This window comes from Larkinella ripae (assembly GCF_054780775.1).
On sequence record NZ_BAAGVR010000022.1, the window covers coordinates 342,952 to 357,144 of the forward strand.

The 14,193-nt window shown below is 54.3% G+C and carries 11 protein-coding genes; 4 read left to right on the forward strand and 7 right to left on the reverse strand.

All coding sequences use genetic code 11. The features are described 5' to 3' along the window. Positions 1–41: 41 nt before the first annotated feature. The 3 genes from ACYVHX_RS14270 to ACYVHX_RS14280 all read right to left on the reverse strand — a co-directional run bounded on the left by ACYVHX_RS14270 (position 42) and on the right by ACYVHX_RS14280 (position 7,857). On the reverse strand, positions 42–6,026 hold the full coding sequence (locus ACYVHX_RS14270) for an amino acid adenylation domain-containing protein (RefSeq protein WP_460672324.1): 5,985 nt from the start codon (positions 6,024–6,026) through the stop codon (positions 42–44). Positions 6,027–6,330: 304 nt separating this feature from the next. After that, positions 6,331–7,176 (reverse strand): hypothetical protein, encoded by an 846-nt coding sequence (locus ACYVHX_RS14275; protein WP_460672325.1) that lies wholly within the window; start codon positions 7,174–7,176, stop codon positions 6,331–6,333. Between the two features lie 186 nt (positions 7,177–7,362). Beyond that, positions 7,363–7,857, reverse strand: a complete 495-nt coding sequence (locus ACYVHX_RS14280) for a hypothetical protein (RefSeq protein ID WP_460672326.1) — start codon at positions 7,855–7,857, stop codon at positions 7,363–7,365. 509 nt (positions 7,858–8,366) lie between these two features. Here ACYVHX_RS14280 and ACYVHX_RS14285 point away from each other — a divergent pair. After that, positions 8,367–8,819: an OsmC family protein gene (locus ACYVHX_RS14285; protein WP_460672327.1), complete on the forward strand. Its 453-nt coding sequence runs from the start codon at positions 8,367–8,369 to the stop codon at positions 8,817–8,819. 254 nt (positions 8,820–9,073) lie between these two features. Here the strand turns inward: ACYVHX_RS14285 and ACYVHX_RS14290 are convergent, their stop codons facing one another. The 3 genes from ACYVHX_RS14290 to ACYVHX_RS14300 all read right to left on the reverse strand — a co-directional run bounded on the left by ACYVHX_RS14290 (position 9,074) and on the right by ACYVHX_RS14300 (position 10,767). Further along, complete coding sequence (locus ACYVHX_RS14290; protein WP_460672328.1) at positions 9,074–9,352, reverse strand: hypothetical protein; 279 nt, start codon at positions 9,350–9,352, stop codon at positions 9,074–9,076. 285 nt (positions 9,353–9,637) lie between these two features. Next, on the reverse strand, positions 9,638–10,174 hold the full coding sequence (locus tag ACYVHX_RS14295; protein ID WP_460672329.1) for an FAD-dependent monooxygenase: 537 nt from the start codon (positions 10,172–10,174) through the stop codon (positions 9,638–9,640). Next, positions 10,081–10,767, reverse strand: coding sequence for an FAD-dependent oxidoreductase (locus ACYVHX_RS14300; protein ID WP_460672330.1), 687 nt, complete (start codon positions 10,765–10,767; stop codon positions 10,081–10,083). Before ACYVHX_RS14300 ends, ACYVHX_RS14295 begins: the two co-directional genes overlap by 94 nt. 85 nt (positions 10,768–10,852) lie before the next feature. Here ACYVHX_RS14300 and ACYVHX_RS14305 point away from each other — a divergent pair, with 85 nt between their 5' ends. Further along, positions 10,853–11,464, forward strand: a complete 612-nt coding sequence (locus ACYVHX_RS14305; RefSeq protein WP_460672331.1) for a TetR/AcrR family transcriptional regulator — start codon at positions 10,853–10,855, stop codon at positions 11,462–11,464. A gap of 217 nt (positions 11,465–11,681) precedes the next feature. On the opposite strand, the gene ACYVHX_RS14310 is transcribed toward ACYVHX_RS14305, so the two are convergent. Next, positions 11,682–11,987 (reverse strand): hypothetical protein, encoded by a 306-nt coding sequence (locus ACYVHX_RS14310; protein ID WP_460672332.1) that lies wholly within the window; start codon positions 11,985–11,987, stop codon positions 11,682–11,684. 590 nt (positions 11,988–12,577) lie between these two features. Between ACYVHX_RS14310 and ACYVHX_RS14315 the strand changes: the two genes are divergently transcribed. Further along, complete coding sequence (locus tag ACYVHX_RS14315; protein WP_460672333.1) at positions 12,578–13,666, forward strand: hypothetical protein; 1,089 nt, start codon at positions 12,578–12,580, stop codon at positions 13,664–13,666. 74 nt (positions 13,667–13,740) lie between these two features. Then, entirely contained in the window at positions 13,741–14,178 is a 438-nt protein-coding gene (locus tag ACYVHX_RS14320) for a DUF3592 domain-containing protein (RefSeq protein ID WP_460672334.1), read from the forward strand. The last annotated feature ends 15 nt before the right edge of the window (positions 14,179–14,193 follow it).

The window sequence follows — 14,193 nt, forward strand, 5'->3', positions numbered from 1 at the left end:
GCAAAGATGGTAAAGCATTCCGGGCGGAGCACCCCCAGGAATTAGATGGGGAGATGGGCCGTCAGAATACCGGCAATGTTTGAAATGGTTGCTTCGTGTTTAAAAAGAGAATAATGATCACCCGGTAAGGGATACACCTCTACGCCCCGCCGGGCGTACCGATTCCAGCCGAAGGTTACCGTTGTGCGGCTGCCGGTATTTTGACCAACGGCGCGTAGAAAGACCATTTTTCCGTCGTAGGGTTGAAAAACATACGCACTGTAGGCCATCTGGTTGATGGTTACGATCGCCGTTTCCGGTTGAGCGGCTCCCGTCTGGACGGAATGGGTGCTGGGTGGGTAGCGCCGAAACGATTGCTGAAGCCGGTTTATCAGATAGCCCCGCACGAAGGGTGCCTTATTCCGAATGGTTCGCATAATAAAACCGGGTTGTTTTGGCAGTGAACGCCAAACGTCGTAATAATAATGGAGGAGCCGACCCATGGGAATCGGATGGGAATGGGACCGGGTCGGGCTCACCGGATAGCTATCAATAATGGCCAGTAGGCTTACCTCTTTCCCCCTCTGTTTTAGTTGACGGGCCATTTCATAAGCGACAATCCCGCCCAGCGAATACCCCCCCAGGGCGTAAGGCCCATCCGGTTGTTTTTCAAGGATTAATTTAACGTAATAGGCCGCCATCGCTTCAATGGTTGTGAACGGAGTGCCGATGCCATCCAGACCCACCGCGCGCAGGGCGAATACCGGTTGGTCGTCGGGTAGGTAGGGGGCGAGTTGGTACGCATAACCCACATCACCCGAAACCGGGTGGACCAGATAAAGAGGGGCCCGTCGCCCTTGGGGTTTCACCGCCACCAGTGACTCCCAAACCAGATCGGCATGCCTGGTTTTTAGGTACGCGGCCAGTTTTCGGATCGTTGGATTAGCGAAAACACTACCGACAGGAAGGGTACGGCCAATCTTCTTCTGCAATTCGGCGATCATCTGGAAGGCCAGCAGAGAATGCCCACCCATTTCAAAAAAATCATCATCCAGCCCCAGAGAGGGCACCTCCAGTAACCAACACCAGGTGGTCTGCAGCCAGTCGATCAGGGGAGCATCGACGGACTGTGGCGCCCAAAGTTCATCCAAACTGTTGGCTTCAATCTCCGAAGCATCACGGTTTAGTGCGGGTAGGGTGGGTTGAATCTGGTCCAGCCCGAGCACGTTTAGGATTGGTTGATCGGGATGGGCTACTAGGGCCTTCAATACCGCTACAAAGTCGTCGGCCATCTGAACGATGGCTGTGGCAGAAAAAAGGTCCGGCCGGTAATTGAACGTTACGTTGACGCCCCCATTTGTTTCGCGAAACGAAACGTGGAGATCAAATTTAGCCACCTGTTGGTCAAGCAGCAGGGTATCAACAACCAGTTCATCGAGTTGCCAGTCTTTCGTCTGATCTTCGTGAAAATCGAACATCACCTGGACCAACGGCGCATACGCCAGGGTACGGGGAAGCCGGAGCCCTTCCACCACCTGCTCGAAAGGCAGATCCTGGTGGTCATACGCTTCGAGTGTCCACTGACGAACCTGTTGCAGTAATTGCCGAAACGTCCAATCCCCGGAAACAGTAATGCGTAAGGCCAGGGTATTGACAAAAAAACCAATGCTGTCCACCACATCCGCCCGGCTGCGCCCCGCAATGGGTATGCCCACTACGAGGTCAGCGGACTGGGTAACCCGGCTGAGCCAGACCGAAAATGCCGTTAAAAGCCGGAGAAATACCGTTGTCCCCGGTTCGTGCACTCCCGTCTGGATTTGTTGCCAGCAGCCATCGGCGATGGGAAAGGTGTAATCAGCACCTTCAAATGATTGAGCCGCCGGCCGGGGTTTGTCAATGGGCAGGTTTACCGAGCTGGGGGCGCCAGTCAGGCGGTTTTTCCAGTACGTTAAATCCCGTTGCAACGCGGAAGGGGTAAACTGTTCCAATTGCCAGCGGGCATAGTCCGCGTACTGAATGGGTAAAGGCGGGAGAGAAACCGGCTGATGCCGCACGAACGAGGTATATAGCTGACTCAACTCCCGGGCCAGCACCCGACTGGACCAGCCGTCGTAAATCAGGTGGTGGAAAACTAGCATCAAAACCCACGAATCCGGCCCCCGGTGGGCCACCCGAAACCGCATCAATGGGCCGTCTTCGAGCTTAAAGGGCCGGTAGGCTTCGGTTTGCAGCCAGTGCGACCAGTCCCGCTCCGCCCCCTCTTTCCGGTCGTTAAGTTCAGTCACCTCAAAAGGCAGGGAGAAATCCGAAACAAGCTGTTGAAACGGGATGCCGTTCGAATGACCGAAGGTAGTTCGTAACACCTGGTGCCGACGGACAACCTCTTCCAGACTTTGCTGTAACGCCAGCAGGTTGAGCGGTCCCCGGATTTTGAGGATGACCTGCACGTTATAGGTGCCCCGCAAATCATGGAGCTGGTGAATGATCCACAGCCGGTTCTGGGCGAAAGACAACGGACCACCCCGCCCGGGCTCGTGTTCCGACGCCGGTTTTTGCGCAGCCGGAAACGTCAGACTGGTCTCCGGATTCTGGTCCAGGCGCGCACTCAACCGGCGCAGGGTCGGGTGCTCAAAGACATCCTTCACCGACAGCGGTCGACCGAATTGCCGCTGAATGCGGGCAACTAACTGCATGGCTAATAGTGAGTTGCCGCCGGTTTCAAAAAAATCATCTTCCCTGCTCAAATCCGGATAGTTCAGCAAGGCCTTCCATAAGGGCAAAAGGACCTGCTCCGTTGCGGTCAGTACCTCATCTCCTCCGGCTTGGCTGCGGGGAAATGCCGGTGGCAACCCATTTTTTGCCACTTTACCATTGGCGGTCAGTGGCAGAGATTCCAGCGGGACCAAGGCCGCCGGAATCAGGTGCTGGGGTAGGCGGGTCTGAAGAAACGCCCGTACGTCATCCGGTACAACCCGGGCATGGGGTTGGGGAACCAGGTAGGCCACCAGTTCTTTTTGGCCCGAAGGCGTTTCTGCCACCACGACAAAAGTCTCCTTCACGGCCGGATGCTGGCCGAGGGCGAACTCAACTTCCCCCGGCTCGATTCGAAAACCGCGAATCTTGACCTGATCATCCAGACGCCCGATAAACTCGATGGCGCCGTCGGCCCGGTAACGCGCCTGATCGCCCGTTCGGTAAAGGCGTCCGTCCGTATCCTGGCTGAACGGGTCAGCGATGAATTTTTCCCGGGTCAACTCAGGCTGGAATAGATAGTCCCGGGCCAGGCCATCCCCGCCGATGAGCAATTCGCCCACTACACCCACCGGCACCGGGTTTGTAAAGGAATCGACAATGTATAACCGGGTGTTCGACAGTGGCCGGCCAATGGGTACGGTATGGGCATCCCAGGCGGTGGACGGCAGGGGATAAAACGTGGCAAAGGTGGTGCTTTCAGTCGGTCCGTATACGTTACTGATCTTGCAGGCTGGCAACTGCTGTTGAGCCCGGTGCAGGTGGCTGACCGAAGCAGCTTCTCCTCCGGTCAAGAGCTGCGAAAGCGTGGTTAGCCCGGAAAGGTCACTATCGACCAGGACGTTAAACAAGGCCGTTGTTAAAAAAACCGTGTTTACCCGGTGGGCTTGAATGGCGTATTTGATGGCATCGAGGGTCGGCTGGCGCTCGGGCATCAGGATCAGTTGTCCGCCGTTCGCCAGGGTGGCCCACACGTCGAAAGTGGAGGCATCAAACGCCAGCGGTGCCATTCCCAGCAGGATCGTTGTTTCGTCAAGCTGCGCGTAATTGGCCCCTTTAACCAGGCGAGCCACCCCCCGGTGGGGAATGGCCACGCTTTTGGGCTGGCCCGTCGAGCCCGACGTAAAGACTACATATGCCAGCTGATTGCCATCCCTGGGCAGGTCCAGATTGCCGGTTTTTTCACCAGCCCAGGAAGCGGTTTCCTGGTCAAGGAAAACCGGCGTAATCCCCTCGGCTGGTAGTCGGTCCCGCCATTTTAGCTTCGTTACTATCCATTGAATACCGGTCTGCGCGCACAGCTCCTGCAGCCGGGAAGCCGGATAATCGGGGTCCAGCGGAACATAGGCTCCACCTGCTTTCAAGATTGCCAGCAAACTGACCAGCATCTCCGGTGAACGTTCCAGACAAAGCCCCACCAGCGTATTGGTCGTAACCCCCCGCTCTCGGAGGTAATGCGCCAACTGATTGGCCTGCTGGTTTACCTGTTCGTAGGTGAGGGAGACAGGTCCGCAGCGAAGCGCTACGGCCTGAGGGCTTTTCGTGACCTGGGCTTCAACCAGTTCCGCTACCGTTTGATCGCGGGGATACGGAACCGCCGTCGCGTTCCAGTCAATCAGGATGCGCTGTTGTTCTTCGGGGGTGAGTAAAGGAACGGTTTTTAAGGCCGTCGAGGGGTGGCTTACCAGGTTCTCCAGCACAATCAGCCACCGGTTGATCAATTCGTTTACCTGACTGGCCTGCCAGACGGCCAGATCATAGGCCAGCTGGCAGGTTCCCGCGTCGGAAAGAATCAGGATCAGCCCCTGCCGGGGAACGGGCCGGTCGGTTTCCTCCACCATTCGGTGAATTACGATCGGAAAATGGTGCTCGTTTACCAACTGCGCCACGGACTGAAGGGCCGGCTGGGTCAGCAACCAGTCCCGGGCAAAGGAGCAGTGTTTTTCAACGGCGGCCCGTTCCTGCCGAAGGGCTGATATGGCTTTTTCCGCGTTCGATTCCCAGTCAAAATCAACCGTAAACGGCAGGCAATCCCAAAACAAACCGGCCGTCTCGGCCGCTATTTGCCTGCTCGTTGGCGAGCTGTACCCTACACCAACGGACGCCTGACTGCCCATCCGGGCCACTGCCACCAGAAAAGCACAAAGAAGTAGATCCGCCTGATCGGCTTCCGGCAGTGGGGCCAGCGCCCTATCAACTGTTGGGGTGGGAATTATGGGCCGGTACTCGATGGCCTGCTTCAGGTTTTCGTCTACGTCCGCCGATGGATGAATCGAAACCGATGTCGGCGAGAAACGGCTGAGTTTTTCGGTCCAGTACCTTTGAAAGGGCGCACACTGCCTGTCCCATTGTTGGTAGTGGTGCCAAAAAGCCGGCTCGGGCGGGCTAATCAGTTGCCCTTCCTGCAGCCCCGATTGCAGGCGGAGCGCCGACAACGAAACAGCCTCACCGGTTTGGGTGACCAGCGCCCGAAGGCCCAGCACGCCCTCGCCCGTCGCTACGGCCAGCAGATCGGGCTCAAAGCAAACGATCGTCCCCGCCGGTGGGTCCGGATGCTCCGGAGAATCGGGCCATTGACCTGCTTCTTTGACCAGAAATACGTCATGGCCTACCCTAACTTTAAGCAAACCAAACGGGTTCGGGTGAAAGCCGAAATCCAGGGCGCGGTACAGGCGGGCAAGCTGGGTAGCGGATCGCTGCCAGTCGATAAAGGTATTGGGCCGTTTGTTGAGGCCGAAATAGGTTCGTTGAGCCGGATTCTGGGGTAGGCTCGCAAGCGTATCAGAACGTAGGGCTGCGACCAGTTCCCGAAAAGCGGCAATTCCGGCTGCGTAACAGTTGATATTTAACTGGATAGAGGTTTCGTCGGGCTCCACCGCAAACCGACGTTGGCTCAGGATGGGACCCGTATCAATCCCTGCATCGACCCCATGCCAGGTGATGCCGTGGGTTCTTTCACCCTGGATAAGTGCCCAGAAGGTCGCATGGACGCCAGCATATGCCGGAAGCGGGCTATCGTGATAGTTAATGGTCTGCAACCGGGGAAGTCGTAAAACGGAAGCCGGGAGAATGTAACTGTTGACGATACTGAATAAGTAGTCGAATGGATTTTCTTCTAAAACCGACGCAAAAGGCCCGGTCATTTCCAGAAAGGGAATTGCCTGATCCGCGCAAAACTGCCTGACCTGACGATCGCTGGAAATAATTCCTTTTATCTGGAAGCCGTTTTGCTGAAGAATCCCGGCGCATTCGATGAGTAACGTGTCCTTACCAATGATAAAGCAAGTGTAAGCCATAAGGAAAAGGTAAGGCCTTTGGGTTGATACAGAACGAATTAAACAGCCTCGCCTACCGACAGGAGCGCTTACCACCCCGGTTAATTACCAATATTCAGCGGCTGGCCCAGCAGTTCGTTTCCCGTCGAAAAACGTTGGACTTTTACGTTCAACGTTGCTAAATTAAGGCAAGCGCTGTAATCCACCAAACAACGGCCGGGACTTACCAAACGAACAGAAAATCCGGCAAAAGTCCTTTACCTGTTCAAACCGGGCAACCGTACCTACCGTTTACTCAGCAGGTACGGTTGAAACCCAGCAGGGCTTAGTTGGCGGCTAAGAGCCCATACCCGGAATAAACAAAGGCGGTTTTAGAAACCAGGCTATTATTCGCCATGTTGATCAGGCTTTTCTCGCTTACCAGACCATCCGAATTCAGGCTGTACGCGCACAGATACTCCACCACATCATTGGCCCCACAGGCCTTGTAGGTAATCCGCCGAACCAGATGCTTGTTAAAAGACCCCCAAATCGGCAGGTACTCATCCAAAGGGGCCAGAAAGGTTGAATTTAACCGATACCGATCGAGGAGCAAGCCTTCATTGGGTACGCTGTAGCCAAACAGAATTTCAAACCCTTTCATGTTGCCCGAATCGAACGTTTTCAACACGGCCAGTTCTCCATCGGCATTGTACGCGTACTCGTGACGTTCGTTAACCGCATTCTTGTTGTAGCGCTTCACCAACCGACCGGCCGCATTGTATTCATAGACAAACGTCTTGTTTTCCCAGGCGCTCACCGTTTTTGATTGGACGCATTGTCCCGCTGCGTTCATCGTGCAGGTAATCTGGCTGGTTTGCTGTCCATTCTTGAAGTGCGTTGCGACCACCGTTCCCGGACTGTACCCATAAACCGTAAACTCGGTAGCACTGGCGACCACTTTCCAAAGGCGCCCCGCGCTATCGTAGTGTAATTTATTCCCGCCATGTTTAACTAACTGGTGCTGGATGCGGGTGACCGGCGCTGCCAGGCCGGCCGGAGCCGAAACTAGTTCCGAAGTCGCTGGAACGGGTTGGGCAGGGGTTACAAAATGTTCGGGCTGGCAGCCGCTTAACAGGCCACAAAGCAGGAATCCATTGACGGCGACGACCGTTTTAGTTATTTGTTGCATAATAAAAAAAGAATGTTTCAGTGGCAAAACTAGGGTGACCGGCCAAGGGCGGCCAGCGGAAACCGATAGCTGGTAGCAATCATTCAATGGGAAGTAGCTATCAACGGTCAGCAGGCCGGATTCGGTAAACCGGATTGACCTGCTGACCGAATGCATGGCCACCCCTGGGGGCCGGAAGTGGAGTGATCAATACGGGAACGCTTGCATAAAATGGTCCAGGGCGGTTTTATTGCCCCCCTTGCTGTCGGCCGAAAAGCAGTAAAGACCCCGGTTCCACGCGTAAAAAGCGATTGTTTTTCCAATGAGCCGGCTATACCCCAGTTCATTGCCCACCCTCGACTGGGGCGGCTGGCTGAGCCTTTCGCGCTGCAATTCGTCTTGAATCGTCCGGCGAATTTCGGCCACCTCCGCCCGGTTTTCGGCCAGGCTAAACTGCAGGAATATTTCCTGTTCCCCACGCTGGTAGCGCGCTTCTCCGTCAAGACCCGGCTGCGGTTCTTTGAAACTGATGCGCACAAAATCAGCAACTTTTGCGGGTAGAAGGTCGGAAAACCGGGTGCCTTTGGGCTGTGGTTTTTTCTGATCCAGATACGCAGGGTGGTCGGGAACCTGGGCGATGAGAGCCGGACTGGCAACGCTCAGAGCCGCCAGACCGATGATTAGATAACGGACGATTTGCATGGTTTTTTCCGCCAAAGCTAGGCGGAACGCTGAGCGGTTCCGCGCGCAAACCGGTACGCGGCTGGAATGAGTTTATACGTGGTCGTTTTACCAGACTGATTAACACCATAGCTCCTCGGTGAGTCAGTCGGATTGCCAATTAAGTGGGGATGGGGTGACCTGCGAAAACCGGATTTCAGGATCGAATCCTTACCAACACGAAAGCAGCGAAAGCAGGTGGAACGGATTCCTGCCCGGATTGTCAGTTATAAGCGATTTCACGGTTATTATCTATTTCGCACCACCAGTTATTCAGTTCTGTTTCCCGGCCGGTTCTGCCACGGATACCTTTACGGCATGGATACAAGGTCTTATCCGACCCCTGTTATAGGCCCAGTAGTGTCAACAGGGAATTGGCGGACATCGTCTTCACTTTTCAGTTGGGTGGCAGGACCCTACCAGGGTCCTGTCCTGAATAAACTACCCAGTAATTTTCACCAAATTCCATTTACTTTATTCAATAATCAATCATGGCAGGAATCAAACGTACATCAGAAGCCACCTGGAACGGTACCGGAATGGAAGGCAGCGGCACTCTTTCATCGACCAGTGGCGTCCTGAGTCAAACCCCTTATTCGTTCAAAGCCCGTTTTCAAAATGAAGATGGCAAAGCGGGTACCAATCCCGAAGAATTAATTGCCGCAGCCCACGCGGGTTGTTACGCGATGCAGTTAAGCTTTCTGTTAACCGGAGCCGGTTTTCCCCCCACGGCCCTGCATACCAAATCATCCGTGGAGATGGAGCAGGAAGAGGGAGGGTTCAGAATTTCGGGTATCAAACTTTCCCTGGAAGGAGTTGTGCCGGGGATTTCGGCCGAGCAGTTCAATCAGCTGGCCAACGAAGCAAAAGTGGTCTGTCCGGTGTCAAAAGCGTTGTCGGCCCTGCCCATTACGTTGGTAGCAAATCTGGCTCCTGCTGCATAAAGTTAGCTATTCGATAAAACGCAGACGGAAGCGGCAGCCCGAATTCTTTTCCTGAAAAGAATTCGGGCTGCCGCTAGTTATCTGGTGACTGCCCGTTACCGGTTGACCGTATTCCGGTGCACAAAAATCAGGTGGTTTAGCGAGCCGCCTTAAAGGGATCTAAACCACCCGTTAGCTGAATTGAACACCAGGGAGTCAAGGCCGTCACTCGCGTTGAATGGTTGCACTAACTCCCCGGCTTTCAGGCAGTAGCGCTATTCGGCCACGAACAGCACATACATCAACACCCCCACCACCGTCACCAGCGGCAGGCAACCGAGCCCCCCAATGAGCTTGGGCAAAAGGCTGAGTTCAGACCAGTTTCTGTAGAGCAGAATGGCAGCGACCCCCGAAAAAACCGCCCCAATCAGAAAGAGAAAACCACCACCTATTCCGGCTCCTCCTTCAAACTTAGAAGCAAATTGACTCACCAAAATACCGCTCACACTGAATAGGAGAGCGAGCCCCGAGAGTCCATATAACGTGTAAAGCATCAGTGACAAAATTTAATGAAAATCGATCCGATTTGGGATGAGTCACAAACGTAGGGACGCTTCCCGCAGTCTACCAGCCCGATTGAATACGTGGCGGATGTGACCTGTTAACTGGCTACTTTTTGAACGCTGCGGCACTGACTTATCCCACCCTACGGACGTTCCACCATGCTAATGAGGGCCCACGGAGCTGCCATCCTTTCCCGAGGCTTGTCTACCGACCGTTTATAAAACGGCATAGCCATTTCGAATGAAATGGCTATGATTCCATCGTGAAAAGCAGCTTTAAACAGGGGCTTTTGTAACATCGTACCCAAAGTATTTATCCAATATTCGTAAGCTGGCTTTCTCGGGCTGGATCGAAAAAAACAAATTTCGGAACCGGGTTGCGATTGGATTTTCCCACTGCCCAATCTGACCCAGCAATAAACTACTTTTTGTGATCGTCGTAGTCCGGGGGTAATGGATATTCTCGTACACCTTCAGGGCCTGCTCCGAAATGCCGTAGGTTGCCAGGCATTCCGCCAGCAGGTAAGCCCCTTCGATGGCCATACACGCTCCCTGCCCCAGGTTCGGCGTGGTGGGATGGGCAGCGTCGCCCACCAGCACGGCGTTCTGTCTGCTCCAGCCCCGGACAGGCACCCGATCGACTAAGCTATTTTTGATGATTTGCGGGGAATGATCGATTAACTGGGGAATCGGTGCATGCCAGCCGGCAAACAGTCTTTTTAGTTTCTGACGAGTTCCTTCCGGATCATCGGATTGCCCCAGCGGCTCGTTGGCGGTGGCCCACCAGCCATACAGTCCTTCACGAAGCGGCACAATACCGACCCGGTTGCCCCGGCCCAGTGTTTCGCTGGCGTAGCCTGCTCCAGCCGCAGATCGGCAATCCCGCGCCAGATGTTATACCCCCGAAACACCGGTTTGCCATCGCCAATGATTTTTTGTCGGACCACCGAATGAATACCGTCGGCGCCAATCAGCAGGTCACTGCTTACTTGCTGGCCGTTGGTAAAGGTTAGGGTGACACCCTGATCCGAAGACGTAAAATCCTGTAATTCATAACCGGAATGCAGGTTTTCTGCCGGCACCTGCTTGAGCAAGGCATTCAGTAAATCCGCCCGGTGGGTACAGACCGCCGGCAAATCGTAGGCGGGTCGGCTCCGGGTCAGCACGTTGCCCCGACTCGATTTAATATACGCCATCTGGATCTCCCCGCTTTTTTCCAGCACATCCGCCAGCATGTCCAGCTTCCGGAATACCCGCAGGGCATTGGGCCACACACTAATGGCCGCACCTACTTCTTTAAAAACCGGGCTCCTTTCGTACACATCACAGGTAAACCCTTTGCTCCGCAGGGCAATCGCTGCGGTTAATCCGCCGATACCCCCGCCTAATATGCTAATTTTCTTCATGTTATGATTTTTAGTATAATTTAGCTCAATAGAGCTAATACAAAGGTATAGGATAATTTTGTACTTTAGCTCGAAAGAGCTAAAAATGAAAGATAAAATTAGTGAGGCTGCCCGGGAGACCTTTAATCGGCGGGGCATCAGAAACACGACCTTGCGGGATATTGCCGAGCAACTGGCCATCAGTGACGGTCATTTGCGCTACTACTTTAAGACCAAAGAGTCCCTGATTCTGGCCACCTTCCAGCAAATGGAGCAACAGATTGCCGCTTTTGCGAACGATGCCTCCGCATCAACCGCCCAGTCGATTCTGGCCAGTCTTACCCAAAGCTTTGCCGTGATGCAATCCTATTCCTACTTTTTCACCGAATCCCCGGAACTCCTGGAGCAATACCCCCTGGTGGAAAAGGCGTACCGGGCACTCATCGAGAGCCGCAAAGCTTTGTTTCTGGGTATTTTCGAGCAGTTTAAAAAGGAAGGCGTATTTCGTGAAGAAGTGGATTCGGCGCTTTTTCCCCTGCTTTTTGAGCAGTTCTTTATTCTTTCCGATAATTGGGTAAAGTACGCTAAACTGCACCGACAGACGTATCCTGCGAGTGACCCAATCAGGCATTACGCGGGTGTTTGTGTGGCGTTGTTTCTGCCCTATTTCAATTGGCAGATCCAGAATCAGGTCTTGGAATGGATCAGGGATTCGTAGCAGGGACGAATGCCGCTTACGAGACTTTTTTTAAGCGGAACAATCCCGCATAATGCGCGGCTCAGCCCCTGAAAGGCAGGGTAAGCAGCGACGGAACGCTACTAAAAACCGTATGGTTACTGGCGGGACCGCGGGCAACCTCTACAAGCTGTTGCGCCCGTAGGAATGCCTAAACGCGGGCAACTTTCAAACCGCTGTGCCGCGCAGGCTGACTGGGCTAAACCAGGATTTCATCAAGGGGCGTATCCCCGGCCTCGGCTTTCACCTGGGCAATGAACGCATCACATAAAGCCCCCCAATCAGCGGGATGGTCGTTGTTGCTGCTCCGAACCCCACCCGGTATTTTTACGATAATCCGGTCACCGACTTCTTCCAGCAAAATCAGAAGGCCCGAAAAGGTCACCATTATTTCACCCGTGTTATTCTGGTCCAGGCTCTGAATGACCCGGCCAGCGGGGCCAAACTCAACGCCTTGTTTGAACTGGTCCTGTAATTTGCGGTACACGTTATCAATCAACGCCATCGTCGAGCGGTTTTAGTGGCGGGCAAGTTACAGATTTGTCGTTGTTATTTGCCCTTCCGGCACAATTTACCGGGTCGAAAAGTTGATTCAAAAGAGATGGCCGATGCTGATGGACTAACGCGAATCCACCGACAGGTGAGTACGAATTTCGCTGAATGGCCGGTTTCGCTGGCAATCCCCCGACGGCTCGGTCTGGCTGGGGAGGGTCAACGGGATTTCTTGGACGAATCCCGAACGGGCGTTTTACTAGGTGTGTCCTATTGACACCCACTTTCCCCTTCTCAACGATGTATCGACAAAGCAAGCCCGCTCAGGGTTGAAATTTACGCACAGCATGACGTGCGCTGGGAGGAAAATAACTTGTAAGGGTTTAGCCCGCCTTACATCCCTTGATCAGTTTCTGAATCAGCCTCCGGTTGAGGTCCTGTAAAGCTCGATCAAATTTAGTGTGAACGTGCCATTGCTATAAGATCCGGTGGGAGTTATGACCGTTTCGCTACGCGTCATCGCGCTTTCTGCGTCAGTTAAACAGTTGCTTTTGCACGCCGGTCAGAACCGTGCCATCTTTGAGCTGATCGAACAATCCGTTTATGCTCGGCTATCTCTTTTTTATCCTTACTGCCCTGCTATGGGCCGGTCTGTATTTCCTGACCGCATCGAAACCCTCCGTGGCGGGTGATAATGCCATGGGGTATGGCCTGGTGCTGGCGTCTCTGGGAGCCGGTTTTGCCATCAGCAGTTTTGCGCTGACAGTTACGACGCTGGTGCGGGATGGCTTCTATTGGGTGGCCAATGACGCCGGTATCCGGAAAGCGACCGTCCTGCTGGCCTGGCTGTGCATCGTAGCCACCACTTTTTTCTGCGCAGCGTTCAAGGTGGAGTGGCACAGTGACGAGGACCAAACGTATCCCCGGTTTTTACACGAACTGGCCTTGTGGCAGGGACAGGTATGGATTCCGCTGCTGTGGCTGGTGGCCTGCTTTCTGTCGCTTTACCCCCCGGCGTCGGCCGGGTTATCGCCCCTGGTGCCGAAAGCCGCCTTTTATAGCGGGTTGGCCGTCAGCCTGCTATACAGCGGAGGGCTGGCTTTCGGATTTTTACGGGATTCGGCCCGGCAAGCCCAGCAGGAAATGGCCAACCGGCAGGAACAGGAAGATCGCTGGAGCCGACAGACGCTGGACTACATCGCGTCGCAGCCAGCGGAAGCTCCCATACTGCCTTTTTTGGTCTATACCAACCGTTTTCAGCGGGACACGGTTCGTCAGGCGGCACTCGCCAAAATCAAAGCCCATCCGGATTGGGAAGCCGAAATTCTGGCACTGTTAAAGGATAAACGAACCTACCGGGAGGTGTACTATTTCCTGGACGGCAACGCGGTGGTGCAGTCCCGGTCCTTTGCCGAAGCGCTCAACGAAAGCGTGGTCTGGCTGGCATCGGCCGTAACCGCCGATATTCAGACCAGCAACAACCTGCAAAACTGGAGCTTTGACTCCTACGGTATCAGCCCGCTGCTGGGGGCCATCGACGAGCAGTTTCAAAACCGGGGTGTTGATTTTTACCCGGCTGTGTTGCGGCTTCGGGAAGCCCTCAACACCACTCCGCCCGAACGGTTTCAGGGCGTCAGATTTGACATTACTCCGGTGGTGGATGAGTGGCTGAAAAAGCAAAAGCAGCGTTGAGCAATAACGGCGTACTCATCCAAAATCAGCTTAATAGTACCATCCAAACCACCGTTCTACGGCAAAATCCACTCATGAAATTCCCCATTGCTGAAGGAATCTTTCTCTTGTTTTTTCTGGTTGGCCTAACCCTGACCGGTGTCGGCTATTATCTTTTCCGCAGTCGCCAGCAACTCACGAAAACCGGTGTCGCCACCCCGGGTGTGGTGATTAATCTCCACCGCGTTAAATCAAACTCGTATCCGTTGGCCCCTTCGATTCGTTACCAGACAGCCGACGGTCAGCAGCGCGTTTTTCACAGTTCGGAAGGGCATAACCCGCCTGTTTATCAGGTGGGTGAGGAGGTGACGCTCTATTACGATCCGAAAGCGCCGGAAAATGTACACCTGGAAGGGGATTATTTTATGATTTATATTTTCGGCGGCATGGGGCTGGGTTTCCTGTTGCTGTCGGTCTGGAGTGTACCCGAATGCGTCCGGCAGATTGGGGCCTGGCTACGAATGAATCTTTAAACCGCATCTACGGCC